A 19,208-nucleotide genomic window follows, 5' to 3' on the forward strand; every position below is an offset into this window, starting at 1 on the left:
GAGAGGGCGTATGTCGTATCTTCGGAAGAGCAAGTGGAAATATGACACTGGCGCGGGCGGTGGGGTGAGCGTTGACATCGTGGTCGCGACCGGTGGGAATATCATTCTCACCGATCCCCAGGCGCATTCGCAGAGCTTTTACTATGGCGGTGTGGGTATTGGCTACGGTTGGGGCGCGAAGATTCCGAAAATCAAGTTGCCGAGATTCACAATTCCCGAGTTGAAATTGCCAAGCTTCGGTAGCCACGACGCAAGTGCGGCTGGTTCGACGTATGATTTCCCGAGTCATGGAACCGTTTACATGACAAGTGCATTTAAGGGCAGCGAGCTTACGCGATCGGATTTGCAAGGCGGAACCGTCTATCTTGATGGCTACGGCGGGGCAGTTGTCGCGCAGGGCGGGACCGTCATGCTGTTGGGCATCAATCCAGCATTGCTTGCGTTGGGCCTGACGAGCCCAGCCATGTCGATGATTCTGGCAGAGGCCATTGCGGATGCTCCGGCGCTGCTCTTCATGCATGGTCTAACGGCTGGCTTTCAGGCCGGTTTTGGTGGTGGTATTCTGGCAGGCTATCTCCACTGACCTATACCAGCGGTTGTGTCCCAGGGCGTGGAGCGCACCGCAAAAGCTCCTTGCCGCTCTCGGCCGATAACACGACGAGTTGAACGTAGCTGTTTGACTGAGCGTACGGGCCGAAGAATCGGTCCATGACAGCCGAGAACCGATGCAGGCTGACATCTCGTGCCGCAGCCTCGGAGAACGAAAGCAGGATCTCGACACCGCGAACAAATGACGGGAAGTGATTGTCGAGAGACATCCACCTGATCGCCGGTTTGTAGTCGAGGGATGCGATCGCGTCGATGCAACGTTGGGCAACTACGCTGGAACGCGGAGCATGGAAACGGAGAAACTCCTTCAGCGCGGGTAGTCCGGTCCGCGTCAGGTCGAGCGGATGCGGCGCCAGTGCCGACAGGACGCGCCAAAGTGCACCGCCACGCGGCAAGGCAGCCGGCAAGGTGGGGCGGGAGAGCAGCATGATCGGGCACGCCAATGCCGAACCCTCGTACAGAAGATCGCTATCCGGGGCACCGATTGGCAGCCGGGACGGCATTGCTCCGTTGGTTGCCAGGACATCGACATCGACCTGAGGGTGTCGCGGATGAGCGGTTTGACCCTTTAAGTCGACCAACGCCAGTTGCGATTCCGCCAGCGCGCCGTCCGGCATGGCTTCCGGATCTCGGTAGGCCAGCCAATAGATGGTGGACGAATCCATGGGCCGCGCGTGACTGAATGCACGATACGGCCACACCTGCGTGCGCGGTGCCGCGTGTGAAGCGATGGCGGCCTTGTCTTCACCCGACTTCGTACGCTCGCCCAGATACACGGCTTCAACCGAGTAGACGCTCAGCGGAATGCCGGTTGCCAACGGGGTCGGCGTGATCGGATAGGTGGCATCGTGACTAGTGAGCTGGATAGGCGTTGCCGCGCGTTCGAACAGGTTGACGACCGGTGTGCAAAACAATCGGAACGTGCTGATGTTCAGCGTTGCCAGGATCTGAGCGGCGCCGGAATCATGGGCGGTGCCTTGCACGGCGATGTGAAGCGTCAGTCGTCGAGCTGCTTCGGCGCGCGCGGCGCGACGCATTCGACCCAGGTCGATGTCGACGAAATCAAACTTCTCAGGGAAGGCAAAATACTCGATCAGATGCCGGAACGATTGTGCGCTTGTATCGTCTTCGTTCGGCAACAATCGCTCGCCATCGGCAAATCCGGCCGGCTCAATGGGGACTTTCGACAAGCGGGTCCAGCGTCCGCTTTCGTCCACCTCCACGTAGGCGGCCGATGCACGAAGCAACAGCGTATCGGAAAGCGCGGTGACGAGCGGCCGCTCTCCGGACAGATGTACCCGCACTGGCGCGGACGGAATAGCGTCATCGAATGCTTGCGACGCGGATTCACTTGTAAAGGTAATCGAAATGATCCCCGTCACTCCTGCCGGGATGCGCGCCGCTGCTGGCGCAAGCGTCGCTGGTGAATAGCGTGCCGAGTGAATACGCAATGGCGACAACGTGACGTCGTAGACTGTACGGAAGCGGCACGGTGCAGCATTGGCGTCCAGCATCGTGCCGCGCGCTATCGTCAGCGGTTCGGTAAGCTGACCGAACAGAACCGATGGGTCGAACGAGGCAACCGCGCATGACGGGACCGTGCGCAGATACTGCGGATAGGTAATTTCGAGAAGTGCCTCGGTGAATTGCGGGTAATCATCATCAAGCTTCGCATCGACACGAGCGGCTAGCAGCGCGAACGTCTGTACCATTCGCTCGACGTGCAGGTCTTCGACGTGGCCGCCAGTTATGCCGAGGCGTGCTGCAATCTTCGGAAAGCGGCGAGCAAAGTCCGCCAGACTACGTGCAAGCAGTCCGACTTCACGTTCGTAATGTGACAGCAGGTGGTCCATTCGCTGCAAATATTCAATAACCCGCGATAATCAGTCCCCGTTTTCCGGGGCCGACATCTAGTCCCAATGGCGCGCAGACATATTAGAATGGCCGCGCCGACAAAAAACTGCCCCTCTGCTGAGAGATTCCGAGGCTACATATGCAAATGTCCGAAATTGCGAGCTTCTTCCAGCTCCAGAGCAATCGCCTGTTTACGATTGAAACGCCATTGAAAGGTCGATCGGATCTCGTGCTCGTCGATTTCCATTGTACCGAGGGGTTATCTCAGAATTTCGAAATGCATGTCCGGCTCGCGTCGCAGGACAAGAATATCGAGCTGAAGAAGTTGATCGGCCAACCTGTGACAATCACGTTGCAGTTGACCGACGCGCTCGCCAGCTCGGAAGAGCGTTACTTCCACGGATACGTCGCAGCGTTTTCGCATCTCGATACCGATGGTGGTTTTGCGATGTACAGCGCAACGATCCTGCCGTGGCTCTGGATGCTCTCTCGCCGGCAGGACATTCGGATCTTTCAGGAAGAGAACACAGAGGCGATTCTCTCGCGCGTGTTTCGAGAGTACGGCAAGCTCGCGTCGTTTGAGTTCCGGCTCTCGAAAGGAACGCAGAATCGCAGCTATTGCACGCAGTACCGTGAGACGGATCTTGCTTTCGTCGAACGGTTGATGCGAGAGGATGGCTTGTTCTATTACTTCGAGCATGCGAAGGATGGGCACAAGCTGATCATTGCCGATAACTCGGTGACCGCGAAGCCGATCGACGGGCGCAGTCCATCGCTGCAATACAACCAGGGCGAGGCGATGGACAATCTCGCCGTCATCACGTCATTTCAAGCACAGCGTCAGCTTGCACCGGACACGGTCGGACTGAAAACTTTCGACTACAAGATTCCTCATGCCCGGCGATTCGTGTCGGGTGGAACGGAGGTCAATCAAGGCGACGTACCGTCCTACGAGATCTACGACTACCTCGGCGAGCATGGCTTCGCTGACAGCGATCGGGGTGAAGAACTCACGCGCTTCCGGACGGAAGCGCTGGCCGCACACAGCAAGACGTTCGTCGGGGTGACGACGGGTCGGCGGATGATGCCGTGCCGATACTTCGAGCTGGACGACCACTACGATCACGCCAGCACCAAACAGGAAGACCGGCAATTCCTGTTGCTGACCGTGTCACACACCGGCACGAACAACTATGAGCCCGGTGAGGGGAGTTCGGCGTATTCGTGCAGCTTCACCTGCATTCGCAAGAAAATTCCGTACCGTCCGGCATTCGAAGGGGAGCGTCCGACGATCGTCGGGCCGCAGACGGCGATCGTCGTAGGTCCGAAAGGCGAGGAGATTTACACGGATAGTCTCGGCCGGGTGAAGGTGCAGTTCCACTGGGATCGTCTCGGCAAACGCGACCAAGGGAGTTCCTGCTGGGTGCGCGTGAGCCAGCCGTGGGCGGGTAGCGGTTTCGGGATGATTCAGATCCCGCGAATCGGGGATGAGGTTGTCGTGAGCTTCCTGGACGGAAATCCGGACCGTCCCCTCGTGACGTCGCGCGTTTACAACTCGCAGAACATGCCGCCGTGGGCATTGCCAGCCAACGCGACACAGAGCGGGATTCTGACGCGTTCGACCAAGACCGGTAACGTCAACACGGCCAATGCGATTCGCTTCGAAGACAAGAAGGGTGAGGAAGAGGTCTGGCTACACGCCGAGAAGGACCAGCGCATCGAGGTCGAGCACAATGAATCGCATTGGGTTGGCAACGATCGCACCAAAAACATCGATCACGATGAGACGGTACACGTCGGCCACGATCGCACGGAAACCGTCGACAACAACGAGACGATTCACATTGGGGTGGATCGCACCGAGACCGTTGGCAACAACGAGACGCTGACGGTCGGCGGCAACCGGAACGAGACGATCGAGGGGATGGAGAATCTCCTGATTGCACTGACGTCGACGGAGACGGTGGGGCTGGCGAAAGCCCTGACCATTGGCGGCGCGTATACGGTGACGGTAGCGGGCGCGATCAACACGGCGGCCGGGCTTGCCAGCGCCGAGGAAGTGGGGCTGTCGAAAACCACGATGGTGGGCAAGACCTATACGGTTACTGCGGGCGATCGTATTGAGTTGCGAACCGGTAAAGCGTCGATCGTTCTCGAAAGCAGCGGACACATCACGATTAGCGGGACGAGCATCGACATTCTCGGTTCCGACGCGGTGAAGGTCGACGGCAAGACCGTCGATCTGAACTAAGTGCTACGACGATGGAGTTCCGTAACCTCACGCCCTTGCATGCGATGGCGTTCAATGCCGTCGACGTGCCGGGCAACGAAATCCACGTGGTGGCGCTCAAGGCGGCGTATCGGCTTGAGCCGGCGCAATCGTTCGACCCCGATGGCGATACACATCGTTGCGTGTTGCTGAGCGGTGACAACGCCGTCCCGTTGGCGATGGCAGACGAATATGAAGGCGAAACGGGTAAGAGCAGCGTGAAATGGGAAAGCGATCTCGCGCCGTTCAAACCGAAGTGTGATGTCCTGGTTCGAGCGACAGCACACGCCCCGCATGGCACGCCTGCGGCATCGTGGCCCGCTCGCGTACGCGTATTCGACGCCGGGACGATGGTCATCGAAAAAGGACTGCGCGTCACGGGACCGCGCTCATTTACGAAGGGCTGGCGCGGGTGGAAGCTCGGTGAACCTGAACCGACACGAGCTGTTCCGGTGCGCTGGGAGCAGGCATACGGCGGCACGAGCCGCGTCGCCCTTGCGCAGAGCGCAACGGGGGCGAGCGCGGATCTTGAATTGAACGAAGTCTGCTTCACCAACCCGCTGGGCCGTGGTTGGGTCGAGAAGCGCTTCCTCGATCGGGCGCCCCATAAGTCGGTCGTCGCTTCGTTGTGTGCATCATCGATTCCAGGACCGTTGCCGAAGATTGCCGAAATTCTGGCGCCGCAGATAGAAGCATGGGACATTCCGATAACCAGTCTCGACGTTGCCGAGCACTCCGCTTCGGGGCTGGATGCCAAGCAGATGAAAGAGGTCGTAGCCCGCTACGCGACGACGCCTGTCGGATTGGGTGTTGTCGGTCGCGCCTGGACACCCCGTTTGCAGTTTGCCGGGACTTACGACGAGACCTGGCATAAGACAAGATGGCCGTACCATCCGGTGGATCATGACTTCCACTATTGGAATGGTGCGCCGGCAGATCAACAGATCGAATGGCCTGCGCCGGGACTCGCCTTCGAGCTTGCCAATCTCGCGCTGCCAGAGCACACGCATGCAGGCTTTTTGCGTGCGAGGCTTCCGGGGCATCGCGCCCTTGTGGCGCTTCGCTTCAAGAGCGGGGAAATCGTGCCACTCGAGATGAAGCTCGACACACTTTTGATCGATACCGAAGAAATGCGCGTATCGGCTACATGGCGGGCGGTTTTTCCGTTGCAGCCGGCGGTGCGCGTGTGCGAGGCGCGTTTCGAACTGGATCGGCATGCGCTTCTGCTGCGAATGGCTGTCCCGAAAACAACCAGCGAACCGGAGGACGCGTGGCAGACAACGTAATGGCTCGCAAAGATGGGCAGTGGACCATCGTGTCGATGATGCCGGACGTATGCAAAACCCCCATGGGGAGTAGCACGCCGCCCGTACCTTATCCTGTCACGGCGAGCCTTGGCGACAGTCAGATGACGTCGAAGACGGTCTTTGCGAACGGGAATCCGATCGTGCGGTTCGATTCGAGTTTCGCGCCGGATACGATCGGCGATCAGGCCGGTGTGGCACATGGAGTCGAAAGCGGAACCGTTGGCGCCAAGTGCTGGCCTATCGACCATAGCAAGACCGTCCGGGTCGAGAGCAAGATGGTCGTGCGTCACAGCGATCAGTTCTGGATGAACGGCAATTACGTCGGGAAGGAAGCAAAGGCTGCCCGTTGGCGTGGTCGGAAGGCCCAGATTGCCGAGGCACGGGAGAAAGCTGCTTCGATGCCGCCGGGACCGGAGCGGAGCAAACTCGAAGCGGCGGCAAATCGCTTCGAGCAAAACAATACAGCCGTCGAAAAGGCGCGTTTGGCTGAGAACGTTTACCACCCGGGGCAGGCGGCGCCAGAGGGATGGACGAACGTCAGCGGCGACCCTGCGAAATTGGCTCAGTTCAAGTTGAAGCCCAACGATTTTTCGATACCGGGGACAAATTTTCGTGCGCAGGTCTACGAGCCCGATCCTGCAGTTTTCGGAAACGATTTCAAGACGCAGGTGGTTTTTCAGGGGACAGACAAGTACAAATGGTCCGACTGGGCCAATAACATCGCTCAAGGAGCCAATAAGAACTCGGCCTATTACGATCGTGCAGTCAAGATCGGGCGAGCGCTTGAGAAGAGTGGAACCGATGTGGACATTGTGGGGCATTCGCTCGGTGGCGGCATGGGTTCGGCCGCATCGCGCGCAAGTGGCTTGGCTGCGACCACGTTCAACGCAGCTGGCCTCAATCCGGCGACGGTAGCGCGCTATGGCGGGACGCCGGTGGCATCCGATATTCAGGCGTACCGCGTGGAAGGCGAGATCCTGACGAAGGTTCAGGAAGGCAGTCACGGCATGATGCCTACAGCTGTAGGCACGCCGCACATCCTTCCGGGAACGGGTGGTGCGGTCGCACGCCATGGCATGAACCAGGTCATCGATGGCATCGAAGCACAAAAAACAGCCGATCAGGCGACGATCGTTCAGGAGACTCGTCCTTGAGGACCAATACGACAACTTCGCCGGCCCGAAGTGTGAGGTACACGGCGCGGTGGAGGTGGATGGCTCTAGCCGCTGTCTCTGCACTAACAATCATCGTAAGTGGATGCAATATGAGCGCGAACTCACCCAGCAAGTATTTTGACGGCAGCTATCTGTCTGCTGCCAAGGCGATCAGCGATGGCGACGTTGCTCAACTGAAATCGGCGTTGTCCGGGATCGACGTGAACAAGCCCGGGCGACAAGAGATGACGTTGCTTTGGTTTGCCATCTCGACCAAGAATTTCCCCGCGATCAGCGAACTGATCGCGCATGGCTCAAAGCCGGACGCTCAAATTGTGGAGGGGCTGGGCAGCGCGATGTACTTCGCGATCACCAATGAAGACACTCGCTACCTGAAGGCCATGCTCGATGGGGGCTTGTCGCCGGATACGGTCGATAGCGATGGCACGGGTCTGTTGCAGCGGGCGATGGAAGGCAACGGCGCGATGGAGCGAGTCAAGCTGCTCGTCGAACATCACGCAAACATCAATCATCGCGACAGCATTGGCGGGACCGCACTGGATTCCGCGCTCGACGTCGCCAAACCGGACATTGCGATTTTTCTCGTTGAGCATGGTGCCGATGTCAACGCCCATACGACGAACGGCGTGAGCGTGGCCTACTCCGTGCAGAAAGACATCGACGCACTGCAACCGGAGGCCAAGCAGGCCACGGTCACCGACATCTCGTTGGATAAGGATGGGCAACCGGTCAGAACGGCACAGACGCCTCCCGCACCAGGGTTGTCGCCCGAGGGCAAGGAGCGCTTGGAAAAATTCGAGCGTCTGCGCGCGCTGATGATTGCGAAGGGGGCGAAGTTTCCGCCCGACCCGCCGGCGAAGGTTCGAGAACAGATGAGCAAAAAATAAGTCGGGGAGCGTACTGTGGGTGACAAGGGCAATACTGTCGGCAGATTGTACGGTCAGGCGTCGATGTCGAGCGCCCCTGCGTCTTCAGCCAATCCGCCGGTGAAAGCGGAAACACCAGAAGAGGAGGGTTGGTTCTCTAAACGGTGGCATGAGGTAAGTGAGGCTGCACACCATCCCTGGGAGGCTACTAAAGGTGTGGTCAAAGGGGTCGCCAATATACCGTCAGATATTGGCGAGTTGCTGATCAAAGGTAGTACGCTCCAGACCGCAGGGCAAATGGAACAGGCCGCTGCAATGCAAAGCGTGTTTGGGCAGACGCAATCTGCTGAAGCGCTAACGCAAGCTGCCCAGGAAGTTAAGGCTAGCGCTGGCTCTATCGAGTTGCCGAAATTCAAGATGAGCAACCCAGCCCAAGCCGGCGGTGACCTGATTGCGACGGTGGCATCACTTGCCGCTGGCGGAGCTGGCCTAGCCAAGGGCGGTATTAGAGGTATGGCGGCCCTCGGTAAGGTTGGTGCTGCTGAAGGAGCTGAACTGACTAAGACCGCTTCGGCCGCTGGGAAGGTGCTTAAGACTGAAGGCGCTGTTGCTGAAGGCGCAAAGGCTGCCGACGCGCCCACGGCGGTCGGCAAGGCGACTGGTGCAACTGAAGGTGCCGGTGCTGGAGGCGTGTCGGGTGATGGTGCTAAAGTGCTCAAGCCTGTCAAGGAGAAGCTAAAGCCCGGCACGCCCGAACATAAGGCATCAAGGTGGGAAAGATATAAAGCACGAGGTGGGAAGAAAGACTACGAGGCATGGAGCAAGCAATATGACACGAATATGCGCAACTACGAATTTGGTGCTGCGCGTGAATCTGCATATCGTGATGCCATGAATGCCTCTGAAGGCACACTTAAGACGCCTCTTACCAATCGTCAGATTGATATTCTGAAGGCAGATGAAATGTATGCCGGGCAACTCAAAACAGGACCGGTAAGCTTGACGAAGGAAAACATCTTGGCAATTCAGAAGGATGGGGAGCTGGTCAAGCAAGGCTGGCAGGTCGAGCACATTCTTGAGCAAGGTGCGTCAAAGCCATATCTCGATGCTTTAGGTAAGGCGGGTGTAGATGCGCATATTGGTCCTAAAATTCCTTAAGGGAAGTATGAAATGGCTTTCGATAGAAAATCGGCTGAAGAAGAGTTTGATAATTTCCTGATGAACATGGATGACCAGTTAGATTGGTTGTCTGGGAAGGCGGAGGAGCATGGTATTGAATTGGATCTTGGGCTGGACGACTTGTCGAAGTTGGAGAAGTTATTTGATCTCCTGTCTGATGGGAAGGACAAGGATTATGTGTCGAGGCTTGTTGTTACTTTCGCTCGATTTCTTGGTGAAGTTGTTAGGGAAAACTACGGTGGGAAATGGACTCTGTCCCTTGATGATGAGAAGAATATAAATTTCAATACTCCTGTCATAGTCGGGCATGTGCCAATAGATGGGCTCGAATTTGCACCGCTATCGGTGATGCGAGCGTACGCGCTTCGTAGAAAGCCGGGAACCTTGCACCGGGCCGTGGATGCGCAGGTAAATCCTAAGCCAGTGGATTTGAGTGGCTTAGAGGAGGAGTGAGTGGGACATCTCGGCACTCCACCAGCATAGGTCGCGGTGGTATATTGGGCTCTGTGGCTTATCAATTGAGACGCAAAAGCCTAACATGGAACTCTCGGAAAACTTGATCAAAGACATATACGCTTACGGCGCCGCTGGTCGGGAGGCATGGAAGAAGGGTGAAATTGCTGACGCTGAGGTAAGTTTCATAAAAGCGTGGGGGATTTTGCCCGAGCCTAGAGAGCAATACGACCTCGCGCAGTCGATGGCACGCGGATTCGTCGTTTTTTATCGCGACACTAAGCAGTTTGATAAGGCTGTTCACTGGTTGGCGGAAGTGAGGAGGGCGTACGGTTCCGGAACCGGCCCAGATCTGATAATCGGATTTCTCAGCGGAACGGTGTATTTCGAAGCCGGTGATCTAGATAAATCTGCGGAGTTCTTTGTGCCGCTTTATGAGCAATTTGGAAGTAGACCATTTTCCGGTGAGGATAAGAAGTATCTTGAATTCACGAAGCGTGCATCGACAGGAAGAGAATAAAGATGGTCAGACTTCCCAAGAAAATCTAAGATGAGTTAGATGCTCTCTCGGAGCAGGGCAATGTCTTGTGTGATGCGTCGAAGTTCGATGAAACAATTCAGCGATGGAGTGCAGCTCTGGAGTTGCTTCCCTGACCTCGGCTTGATTGCGAGGCATATGAGATCAGGAGAGAACGGTTCCGGCTCGACGAGCTCGGGTGAGGAGAAATCAGGCCGCCACCTTGGCAAGTATTGATGCCCGTAGAGAGCCGGGCTCGGTCTCGTCACGGCTTTGCGACATACCGCGCTTGCGCGTCAGTTTCGCATAGCGTGCCGCCGTCATGCGCGAGCCGTTTGCTTCCCCCCAATTTTCTCGACCGCGAACTTCTCCTGCTCTGTTGATTTCCACAACGGGCGCGGCCAAGTTGCCGATCGACAAGATCGGCAACGCGCGGCCTGGCTACGCGACGCGTCGGCGTATCGCCGCATCGGCGCCGCCGCAAGTCCGCGCGCTGCGCATTCCCTCTTCCGAACGCCGGAATCGGCCGCGCGACATCGCACGGGCGTCCGGTTCTTGCGCACCCATTCCCGCAACAAACCGACGCACTGACGACCGTATCGAAATGCCGCACACGCGATCCCACACAGTCGCGCCCTCCCGCATTCGATCGCCGCAGCGCAACAATCCGCCACAACCCGCGACAACGGCGTGGCCCCGCGCCCCCGCCTTGCAGTCCCAACGGATGCCACCTATATATATGACTAATCGACTCGTACCACGGTAGCGGTGCGGCACGCGGCGGGGCGCATCGTCAGATCAGAACAACCGGGTGCCGAACGGGAGCCCTACATGGACGAGAGTGTGTCAGTCGCACCAATGTGTTCCCGCACCTGGTCTTCGAACCTACTGCGCGCACTCGCGCGTCCCGGCGGCAGGCAGGCGCTGGCGCTGATCGCATGCTGCGCCGCACTGAGCGGCCAGGGCGCCGGATTCGCGGCGGAGCCCGGCGTGACCGGCGACACGATCCGCCTGGGCATGGTCAACGCGCAATCGGGCAATTCCGCAGGCCTCGGACATGGGCTGCTGATCGGCGCGCAAGCCGTATTCGACGACGCGAACGCTCGCGGCGGCGTGCACGGGCGAAAAATCGACCTCGTCGTCGCCGACGATCGCTACGAACCCGACCGGACGGTGGACAACACGCTGGACATGATCGAGCGGGGCAACGTGCTGGCGCTGTTCGGCTACGTCGGCACGCCGACGACCACCGCGGTGCTGCCGATGATCCGGGACGCCGGCATTCCGCTCGTCGGTACGTTCAGCGGCGCGATGGCGCTGCGCAAGCCGGTCACGCCGGAGGTCTTCAACATCCGGGCGAGCTATGACGACGAAACGCGCGCGCTGGTCGATCATTTGATCGCGCACGACCACGCGACGCGTTTCGCGGTGTTCTACCAGGACGACGGCTTCGGGCTCGCGGTGCTGGCGGGCACGCGGCTCGCGCTGCGCCGCCATGGCCTCGACGTCGTCGCCACCGGCACGTTCCGCCGCGGCACGACGGCGGTCGACACGGGTCTGGCGGCCGTACTCGAAGGGCGGCCCGACGTCGTCATCATGGTCGGCCCGTATACGCCGGTCGCCGCATTCGTTCGCGCCGCGCACCGCGAAGGCCTCACGGCCCATCTCGCGGCGGTGTCGTTCGTCGGCACCGACGACCTGTTGCGCCTCATCGGCGACGAAGGGAATGGCGTGCTGATTTCGCAGGTCGTGCCGCTGCCGCAGAGCGATCGCCCGGTGATCCGGGACTGCGCGCGGCTCATCGCCCGGCGCTTTCCGGACGAGCACATCGGCGTGGTGCACATCGAGGGCTGCCTCGACGCGAAGGTCGCGCTGATCGGGCTGGAGCGCGCGGGGCCATCGCCCACGCGGGCAACGCTGAAGCAGGCGCTCGAATCGATCCGCCATCTCGACCTCGGCGGCCTGGTGGTCAACCTGAGCAGCGACGATCATCAGGCGCTGAACGACGTGTTCCTCACCGAAATCGCGCACGGGCACGTCACGCCGCTGGTCGTCCCGGCGCAATGAGCGGCGGATGGCCGTCAGGCCATTCCGATCCTGGAGGGCTGCATGGACATCAAGGCGAAGCTCGTCACCAGTACCAGCCTGATGCTGCTGGGCGCGGTGGCGATTTCGGCGACCAGCCTGATCGCGGTGCACGGCATTGCGTCCGGCGTGCGCACGCTGACGACGGAATCGCTGCCGCTGCAGGTGCGCAGCAACGAACTCCAGCGCGCGTATGCGGAACTCGCGGTGGAGTTCGGCCGGCTCGAGCACGCACAGGACGCATCGGAGCGGCAGCAGTCGTCGTCGCAGATCGAAACGCAATTGCAGCGGATCGCCGGCATCACGGCCGCCGTGCGCGCGATCGACCGGCACGGTATCGACGAACCGTCCACCGATCTGCGGACGATGCTCCGGTCGATGAACGAAGGCGTCGACAAGCGCCTGCGCGGCGAGGCGCAACTCGTCGCCGAGCGCCGGCTGATCGAACGCGTGCAGGCGCGGGGCGCCGCGCTGCTGACCGAGATCGGCAAGGAAACCGAGCGGCTGGACAACGACGCCGATGCGGCGGTGAGCGGCGCGCTCGCGGCCAACACCGCATACAACCGGACGATTCATGCGCTCGACCAGGTTCGCACCAACGTCAAGGACATCATCACCGTCGCCGGCCGCGTCGACGTCGCGCCGAACCGATACCGGCTCGCGCCGCTGCGCGAGCGCATGCAGGCGTCGATCGACGGCGCGCGCAATGCGCTCGCGCTCGCGGTGCCGAACCTCGATGCCGCCACCGCGCAGGGCGTGACGACCGCACTCGGGCGCGTGGCGGCCGACATCCTCGACGGCCACGAGGGCCTCGTCGCGCTGCGCGGCGCCATGTTCGCCGAGCCATCCGTCGCGGCCCGCTACCGCGCGAAAGAGGACAGTGTGCTGCAGTCGCTCGAGGCGCTGGACGCGAAGCTCGCGGAGATCGCGGATCCGTTCGCATTGCAGATCGTCAAGGCGCGACAGCGTCTCGACGAGGCGATCGAATTCCGGCGGCGAGCCGCGCGCGTCGCGTCGCTGTCGGCGATCGTGAACGGCGGCATCAGCGCTTTGGCGTTCGACCTGCGGATGATCGCGCAAAGCGACGGCAACGACCGTCTGGCGCGCGGCGACGACGAGCTGCACAAGAACATCGGTGCGCTCGCCGCATCCGCCGGCGCACTGCGCGATGCGCTCGCCGCGGACGGCCCGGGCAACGTGAAGCGCGCCCAGGAGGTCGTCGGACTGACCACGGAGCTGTCCGGATCCGCGCGCCGCATCCTCGCGGTGAAGTCCGACATGCTGGCCAACGACGTGGCCATGCAGGGCATCGTCGCGGACGTCGATACGACGGCCAATCGCCTCGCGGCCTACACGGAGCAGGAGGCCGTGCGCGTCGACCTTCAGCAGCGCGGCATCGTATCGGACGTCTACCGGGCCGTGGCGACCGCGATCCTGATGATCGTGGGCGTATCGTTCCTGCTCGCGATCGGCGGGCTGCTGATCAGTCATCGGCTCGGCGCGTCGATCTCCGGGCCGCTGTCGCGCCTGACGCGCACGATGGCGCGCATTCGCAGCGGCAGCGACCTGTCGTTGCGCATGACGCACAAAGGCCGCGACGAAGTCGCGGCGCTGGTCGCCGGCTTCAACATGATGCTCGACGAAATCGAACGCCGCGACGTCGATTTGCAGGCGGCGATCGCCACGGCCGAAGCCGCGAATTCGGCGAAATCGGAGTTTCTCGCGCGGATGAGCCATGAGATCCGCACGCCGATGAACGGCGTGCTCGGCATGACCGAGCTGCTGCAGCGCACGCGGCTGACGTCGAAGCAGCGCAAGTTCGTCGACACCGTGTATCGATCCGGGCAGACGCTGCTCGTGCTGATCGACGACATTCTGGATTTCTCGAAGATCGAGGCGGGCAAGCTGACGCTGGAGCGCATCGATTTCAATCTGCATCAATTGCTTGACGATGTCGTCGCGCTGCTGGAGCCGAACGCGCAACGCAAGGCGCTTGCGCTCGTGTACCGGCGCGGCGACACCGTTGCCGAATGGATGCGCGGCGACCCGGTGCGGTTGCGCCAGGTGCTCACGAACCTGCTGGGCAATGCGATCAAGTTCACCGAGCACGGGCACGTCGCGCTCAGCGTGTCGTATGCGGACGACGGCCGCATCGTGTTCACGATCGCCGACACCGGCATCGGCATCGCGCCCGAGGTGGCCGCGCAGTTGTTCCGGCCGTTCCAGCAGGCCGACAACTCGACCGCGCGCAAATACGGCGGAACCGGGCTCGGCCTCGTGATTTCCCGGCAACTGGCCGAGATGATGGGCGGCGCGCTCACGCTCGAATCGACGCCCGGCCAGGGCTCGGTGTTCACCGTGACGACCCCGTTCGAGCCGGCGTCCGGGGAGGTCGGCGTCGCATCGGAGGCACGGCCGTCGCTCGCCGGCCTGAAGGTGCTGATCGTGGACGACAGCGAAACCGATCGCAGCGTGCTGCTCGAACATGCGATCGAATGGCAGCTGTGCGTCGCCACGGCGATCGGCGGCGACGACGCGCTGGCGCAGTTGCGCGCGGCGGTCGCCGACGGCGCGCCGTTCGATCTCGCGATCGTCGACGTGCGGATGCCGGGCATGGACGGCATCTCGCTCGTGCAGTACATCCGCCGCGATCCGTCGCTGCGTGCGCTCAGGATCATCACGCTGACCGCGTTCGAGATGATGGACAGCGTGCTGGTCGCGCACGAACTCGACATCGCCGCCCGGCTGACGAAGCCGCTCCATGGCGCCGATCTCCATGCGGCCATCGCCTCGGCGATGCACGTGATGCCGCCGCGGCTGACGTCTGCTGAGCCGGTGTCCGACGACGCCGCCGCGGGTCCGCGCCGGCCGCTCGACGAGATCGCGGCGCGCGTGCTGCTGGTGGAGGACAACGTCGTGAATCAGCAGATCGCGCTCGCGATGCTGGAGGACACCGCCTATCAGGTCGACGTGGCCGACGACGGCGAGCAGGCGCTGCAGCGGCTGGCGGACGACGGTTTCGACGTCGTCCTGATGGACTGCCAGATGCCGAAGCTCGACGGCTTCGAGGCGACGCGGCAACTGCGCCGTCGCGAAGCCGAAGCCGGCGCGCCGCGCATGCCGGTGATCGCACTGACGGCCAATGCGCTCAGCGGCGACCGCGAGCGCTGCCTGGCCGCCGGGATGGACGACTATCTCGGCAAGCCGTTTCGCCGCGATGCGCTGCTGCAGATGCTCGCGCGTCATGTCGGCGGCGCGGCGTGCGCGCCGGTAACCGGAAGCGATGCGGCGACGACGGGCGCCGACATCGATACGCGTCCGGAAGCGGGCGGTGGCGCGGCCCCCGATCCGGACGACGACGCCAGCGTGATCGACCAGAAGGCGCTCGATGCATTGCGCGCGCTTCAGCGGCCGGGCCGCCCGGATGTCCTGACGCGGATCATCGATCAATTCGCGGCGGACGCGCCGCGGCTGATCCGCGACATGCATGCGGCGGTCGAAGCGGGCGACGCCGATGGGCTGAAGCTGGCCGCCCATACGCTGAAATCGAGCAGCGCGAACGTCGGCGCGCACCTGCTGTCGGCGCGTTGTCGCGCGATCGAGCAGCTGGCGCGCGCAGCCGACGTCGGCGCGGCGGTGGAGCTGGTCGCCGGCACGGACGCGGAATTCGGGCACGCGCACGCGGCGCTGATCGCGGAGCGCGTCGAAGGTTGAACGGACGCCGGGCCGGCCGATCGCCATGGCGATTGCGCGGCGGCAAAACAGGAGGATGCTCGTGAACCAGGAACATGCCGATGTGCCGGCGATTCTGATCATCGACGACGACGCCATGACGCGCCTGCTGGTCGTGGAGACGCTCGAACCGGAAGGCTTTCGCGTCGAGGAAGCGACGGGGCCGCAGGAAGGCATCGACGCGTTCCTGCGTCATCGTCCGGTCGTCGTCCTGCTCGACGTCGAAATGCCCGGTGGCGACGGATTCGACTGTTGCCGCGCATTGCGCGCGTTGCCCGAGGGCCGCCGCGTGCCGATCGTCATGCTCACGGGCAACGACGACGACGCATCGATCGCCAGCGCGTTCGACGCCGGCGCGACCGACTTCGTGTCCAAGCCGATGCGGTGGAAACTGCTCGGGTATCGGGTCCGCTATCTGTTGCGCGCGGCCGCGGCGGTCGAAAAGCTGGCGACGACCGAGGTCAGCCTCACGCATGCGCAGGCGCTCGCGCACCTCGGCAACTGGGAATACCAGGCCGGGCGGACGGACGGCTACTGGTCGCCGGAGCTGTACCGGATTCTCGGGCTCGACGCCGCCCACACGCCGCCGACGTTCGAGCGCCTCGTGCAGGCCGTGCCGCCAGACGAGCAGCCGCTCCTTGTGCAGTCCTACACGAGCCTGCGCACCGAAGGCGTCGCGTTCTCGATCGAGCATCGGCTGATCCATGCGGACGGCACCGAGCGCTGCGTGCTGCACCAGGCGGAGTCCGGCCGCGATCCGAACCACGCGATCATCCTGCGCGGCATCGTGCAGGACATCACCGAACGCAAGATGCAGCAGGGGCGTATCGAATACCTCGCCAATCACGACGCGCTGACAGGCCTGCCGAACCGCAACCTGCTCGGCGACCGGATGGAGCAGGCGATGTCGCAGGCGCGGCGCACCGGGCAGCTGATCGCGGTGATGGTGCTCGACCTGGACCGTTTCAAGCACATCAACGACAGCTTCGGTCACTCGGCCGGCGACGGGCTGCTGCGGGTCGTCGCCGCGCGCCTGAAGAGTTCGGTGCGCGACGGCGACACGGTCGCGCGGCTCGGCGGAGACGAGTTCGTCGTGATGTTGGTCAATCTCGCGACGGCGTCGGACGCGGACACGATCGCCCGCAAGATCCTGGACACCTTCATTGCGCCGTTCGTGCTCGACGGCCACGACCTGCACGTGACGACCAGCGTCGGCGTCAGCCTTTACCCGACCGACGGGACCGACGCGGAGACGCTGCTGAAGACGGCCGATGCCGCGCTGTATTGCGCGAAGGAACACGGGCGCAATTGCTACAGCTTCTATACGCGTGAACTGGGCGCGCGCGTCGAAGAGCAGACCATCCTCGAAAACGCGCTGCATCAGGCCGTCGCGAACGGTGAACTCGAGCTGTACTACCAGCCGAAGGTCGATCTCAAGACCGGCCAGATCAGCGGCGTCGAGGCGCTGATCCGCTGGCGGCGTCCGGGCATCGGCGTGATTCCGCCCGACCGCTTCATCCCGATCGCCGAAGAAACCGGGTTGATTCTGCCGATCGGAGAGTGGGTGTTGCGCACCGCGTGCGCACAGGCCGTCGCGTGGCGCCGGGAAGGGCATCCGCCGATCCGGATTGCCGTCAACCTGTCCGCGCGCCAGTTCCGGCAGCAGGACGTGGCCCACCTGGTGCGCACGGCGCTCGCGGAAACCGGTCTCGAGCCGGACTCGCTCGAACTCGAGCTGACCGAAAGCGTGCTGATGGAGGACTCCAATGCGATCGCGCATACGCTGCGCGAACTGAAGGCGCTCGGCGTCGTGCTGTCGCTGGACGATTTCGGCACCGGCTATTCGAGCTTGTCGTACCTGAAGGACTTGCCGATCGACGTCGTCAAGATCGATCGTTCGTTCCTCAGCGACGTCACCACCAGCGCGGAAGGTGCGTCGTTGACGCGCTCGATCATCGCGATGGCCGAGTCGCTGCACATGGAGACGGTGGCCGAAGGCGTGGAGACGGAGGCCCAGCTGTCGTTCCTGAACCGGCATCGCTGCCATGCGATGCAGGGCTACTACTTCAGCCATCCGGTCACCGGTGACGAGATCGCCGACATGTTGTCCGCCGGCTCGGAGTTGCCCGAGCACTGCCGGCAGCGCGAACTGCTGCACCGTACGCTGCTGCTGGTGGACGACGACCGCGCGGTCCTGCAGATGCTCAGGCAGGCGCTCGGCCGCGACGGCTACGAGATCCTCGCCACCACCGATCCCGACGAGGCGCTCGACCTGCTCGCGCAGCATCGCGTCGGCGTGATCGTGTCGGACTTCCGGATGCCGAGCGTGTCCGGGCTCGACCTGCTGCAGCGTGTCAAGGCGCTGTACCCGGACATCGTGCGCATCCTGCTGTCCAGCTACGGCGACGGCGCGTCGATCGCGGACGCGTCCGGCAACGGGTCCGTTCAGAAGGTGCTGATCAAGCCATGGGACGTCGCGCTGCTGCGCAAGCACATCACCGAGTCGTTCCAGCGGTTCGAGCACACGTCGATGAGCGGGGCCGATCTCGGCGTGGCCCGCCTCGGCATCCGCCCGTCTCCGCTGCGCTCGCTCGGCGGGGCGGAGCCGCGCGATCGCCGTTGACCGGAAGCCGCCGACGCGCTCGAAGCATGGACGGTGCGGAGGCGCGCATGGCGTCGACCGGCACGCTCGCGGAACGCGTTTCGCGCGACGCCGGGCGGCTGTCGGAATTCGATACCCGGGCAATAAAGAGGACTGCCCGGCAATCGAAAATCGAACAAATGCGCAAATTGTGCGCGATTCGGAAAATCATTCCGCCCGACGCCGTAAGACTATTAAAGTGGATAGCGACCACATAATGCGGAGGCACGATAATGCGCCGACTGCCGGGATCTCGATTCACTTGTGAACGGGCTTTTCCATAAATACATTTCGACGCTAAATTATTTGAAAACGCCAAAAAAATTGTCTATACCCTAGACGAACCGGCTTGATCCGTATCGTGTCGATGCGGTCAGGCAACAAGCGAGCGCGGGTAATGGCGGATTCCATTGCCGCCGAACTCGCGTTGCAGCGATCGAAGGGATTCCGGGGGATGCGAACGGCCCGTTGCCGGGCCTGCCGCATGAGTCATGAATGGGCGAAACGCAGTGAACGCCACC

At 62.1% G+C, this 19,208-nt stretch carries 12 protein-coding genes; 11 read left to right on the plus strand and 1 reads right to left on the minus strand.

The features are described from left to right. The first annotated feature begins 10 nt into the window (after positions 1 to 10). The gene (locus JYG37_RS08490) at positions 11 to 583 is read left to right on the plus strand and encodes a hypothetical protein (protein WP_200525140.1); all 573 of its coding nucleotides are present in this window, start codon (positions 11 to 13) and stop codon (positions 581 to 583) included. Between the two features lies 1 nt (position 584). Here JYG37_RS08490 and tssF read toward each other — a convergent pair whose 3' ends face one another. Next, positions 585 to 2,462 (minus strand): type VI secretion system baseplate subunit TssF, encoded by a 1,878-nt coding sequence (tssF, locus tag JYG37_RS08495; RefSeq protein ID WP_213346013.1) that lies wholly within the window; start codon positions 2,460 to 2,462, stop codon positions 585 to 587. Positions 2,463 to 2,602: 140 nt separating this feature from the next. Here tssF and JYG37_RS08500 point away from each other — a divergent pair, with 140 nt between their 5' ends. The 10 genes from JYG37_RS08500 to JYG37_RS08545 all read left to right on the plus strand — a co-directional run bounded on the left by JYG37_RS08500 (position 2,603) and on the right by JYG37_RS08545 (position 18,669). Beyond that, positions 2,603 to 4,714 carry a type VI secretion system Vgr family protein gene (locus JYG37_RS08500; RefSeq protein WP_213346014.1) on the plus strand — a complete coding sequence of 704 codons (2,112 nt, stop codon included), beginning with the start codon at positions 2,603 to 2,605 and terminating at the stop codon, positions 4,712 to 4,714. Positions 4,715 to 4,725: 11 nt separating this feature from the next. Continuing rightward, complete coding sequence (locus tag JYG37_RS08505; RefSeq protein WP_213346015.1) at positions 4,726 to 6,018, plus strand: DUF2169 family type VI secretion system accessory protein; 1,293 nt, start codon at positions 4,726 to 4,728, stop codon at positions 6,016 to 6,018. Beyond that, positions 6,003 to 7,193, plus strand: coding sequence for a Tle-like phospholipase domain-containing protein (locus JYG37_RS08510; protein ID WP_085509601.1), 1,191 nt, complete (start codon positions 6,003 to 6,005; stop codon positions 7,191 to 7,193). The genes JYG37_RS08505 and JYG37_RS08510 overlap by 16 nt, the downstream gene beginning before the upstream one ends. A 110-nt stretch (positions 7,194 to 7,303) precedes the next feature. After that, the gene (locus JYG37_RS08515) at positions 7,304 to 8,101 is read left to right on the plus strand and encodes an ankyrin repeat domain-containing protein (protein WP_213346016.1); all 798 of its coding nucleotides are present in this window, start codon (positions 7,304 to 7,306) and stop codon (positions 8,099 to 8,101) included. A 63-nt stretch (positions 8,102 to 8,164) separates the two neighbouring features. Next, the gene (locus tag JYG37_RS08520; RefSeq protein WP_213346017.1) at positions 8,165 to 9,238 is read left to right on the plus strand and encodes a hypothetical protein; all 1,074 of its coding nucleotides are present in this window, start codon (positions 8,165 to 8,167) and stop codon (positions 9,236 to 9,238) included. Positions 9,239 to 9,250: 12 nt separating this feature from the next. Further along, entirely contained in the window at positions 9,251 to 9,712 is a 462-nt protein-coding gene (locus JYG37_RS08525; RefSeq protein WP_213346018.1) for a hypothetical protein, read from the plus strand. Positions 9,713 to 9,797: 85 nt separating this feature from the next. Further along, positions 9,798 to 10,232, plus strand: coding sequence for a hypothetical protein (locus tag JYG37_RS08530; RefSeq protein ID WP_249746035.1), 435 nt, complete (start codon positions 9,798 to 9,800; stop codon positions 10,230 to 10,232). Positions 10,233 to 11,219: 987 nt separating this feature from the next. Continuing rightward, positions 11,220 to 12,296 carry an ABC transporter substrate-binding protein gene (locus JYG37_RS08535; RefSeq protein WP_249746036.1) on the plus strand — a complete coding sequence of 359 codons (1,077 nt, stop codon included), beginning with the start codon at positions 11,220 to 11,222 and terminating at the stop codon, positions 12,294 to 12,296. A gap of 42 nt (positions 12,297 to 12,338) precedes the next feature. Next, positions 12,339 to 16,028 carry a response regulator gene (locus JYG37_RS08540; protein WP_213346020.1) on the plus strand — a complete coding sequence of 1,230 codons (3,690 nt, stop codon included), beginning with the start codon at positions 12,339 to 12,341 and terminating at the stop codon, positions 16,026 to 16,028. Between the two features lie 55 nt (positions 16,029 to 16,083). Continuing rightward, a complete protein-coding gene (locus tag JYG37_RS08545; protein WP_502775360.1) occupies positions 16,084 to 18,669 on the plus strand; it encodes an EAL domain-containing protein in 2,586 nt (861 codons plus the stop codon). Positions 18,670 to 19,208: the final 539 nt, after the last annotated feature.

Source organism: Burkholderia sp. LAS2, assembly GCF_018417615.1.
GTDB classification, from domain to species: Bacteria; Pseudomonadota; Gammaproteobacteria; order Burkholderiales; family Burkholderiaceae; genus Burkholderia; species Burkholderia sola.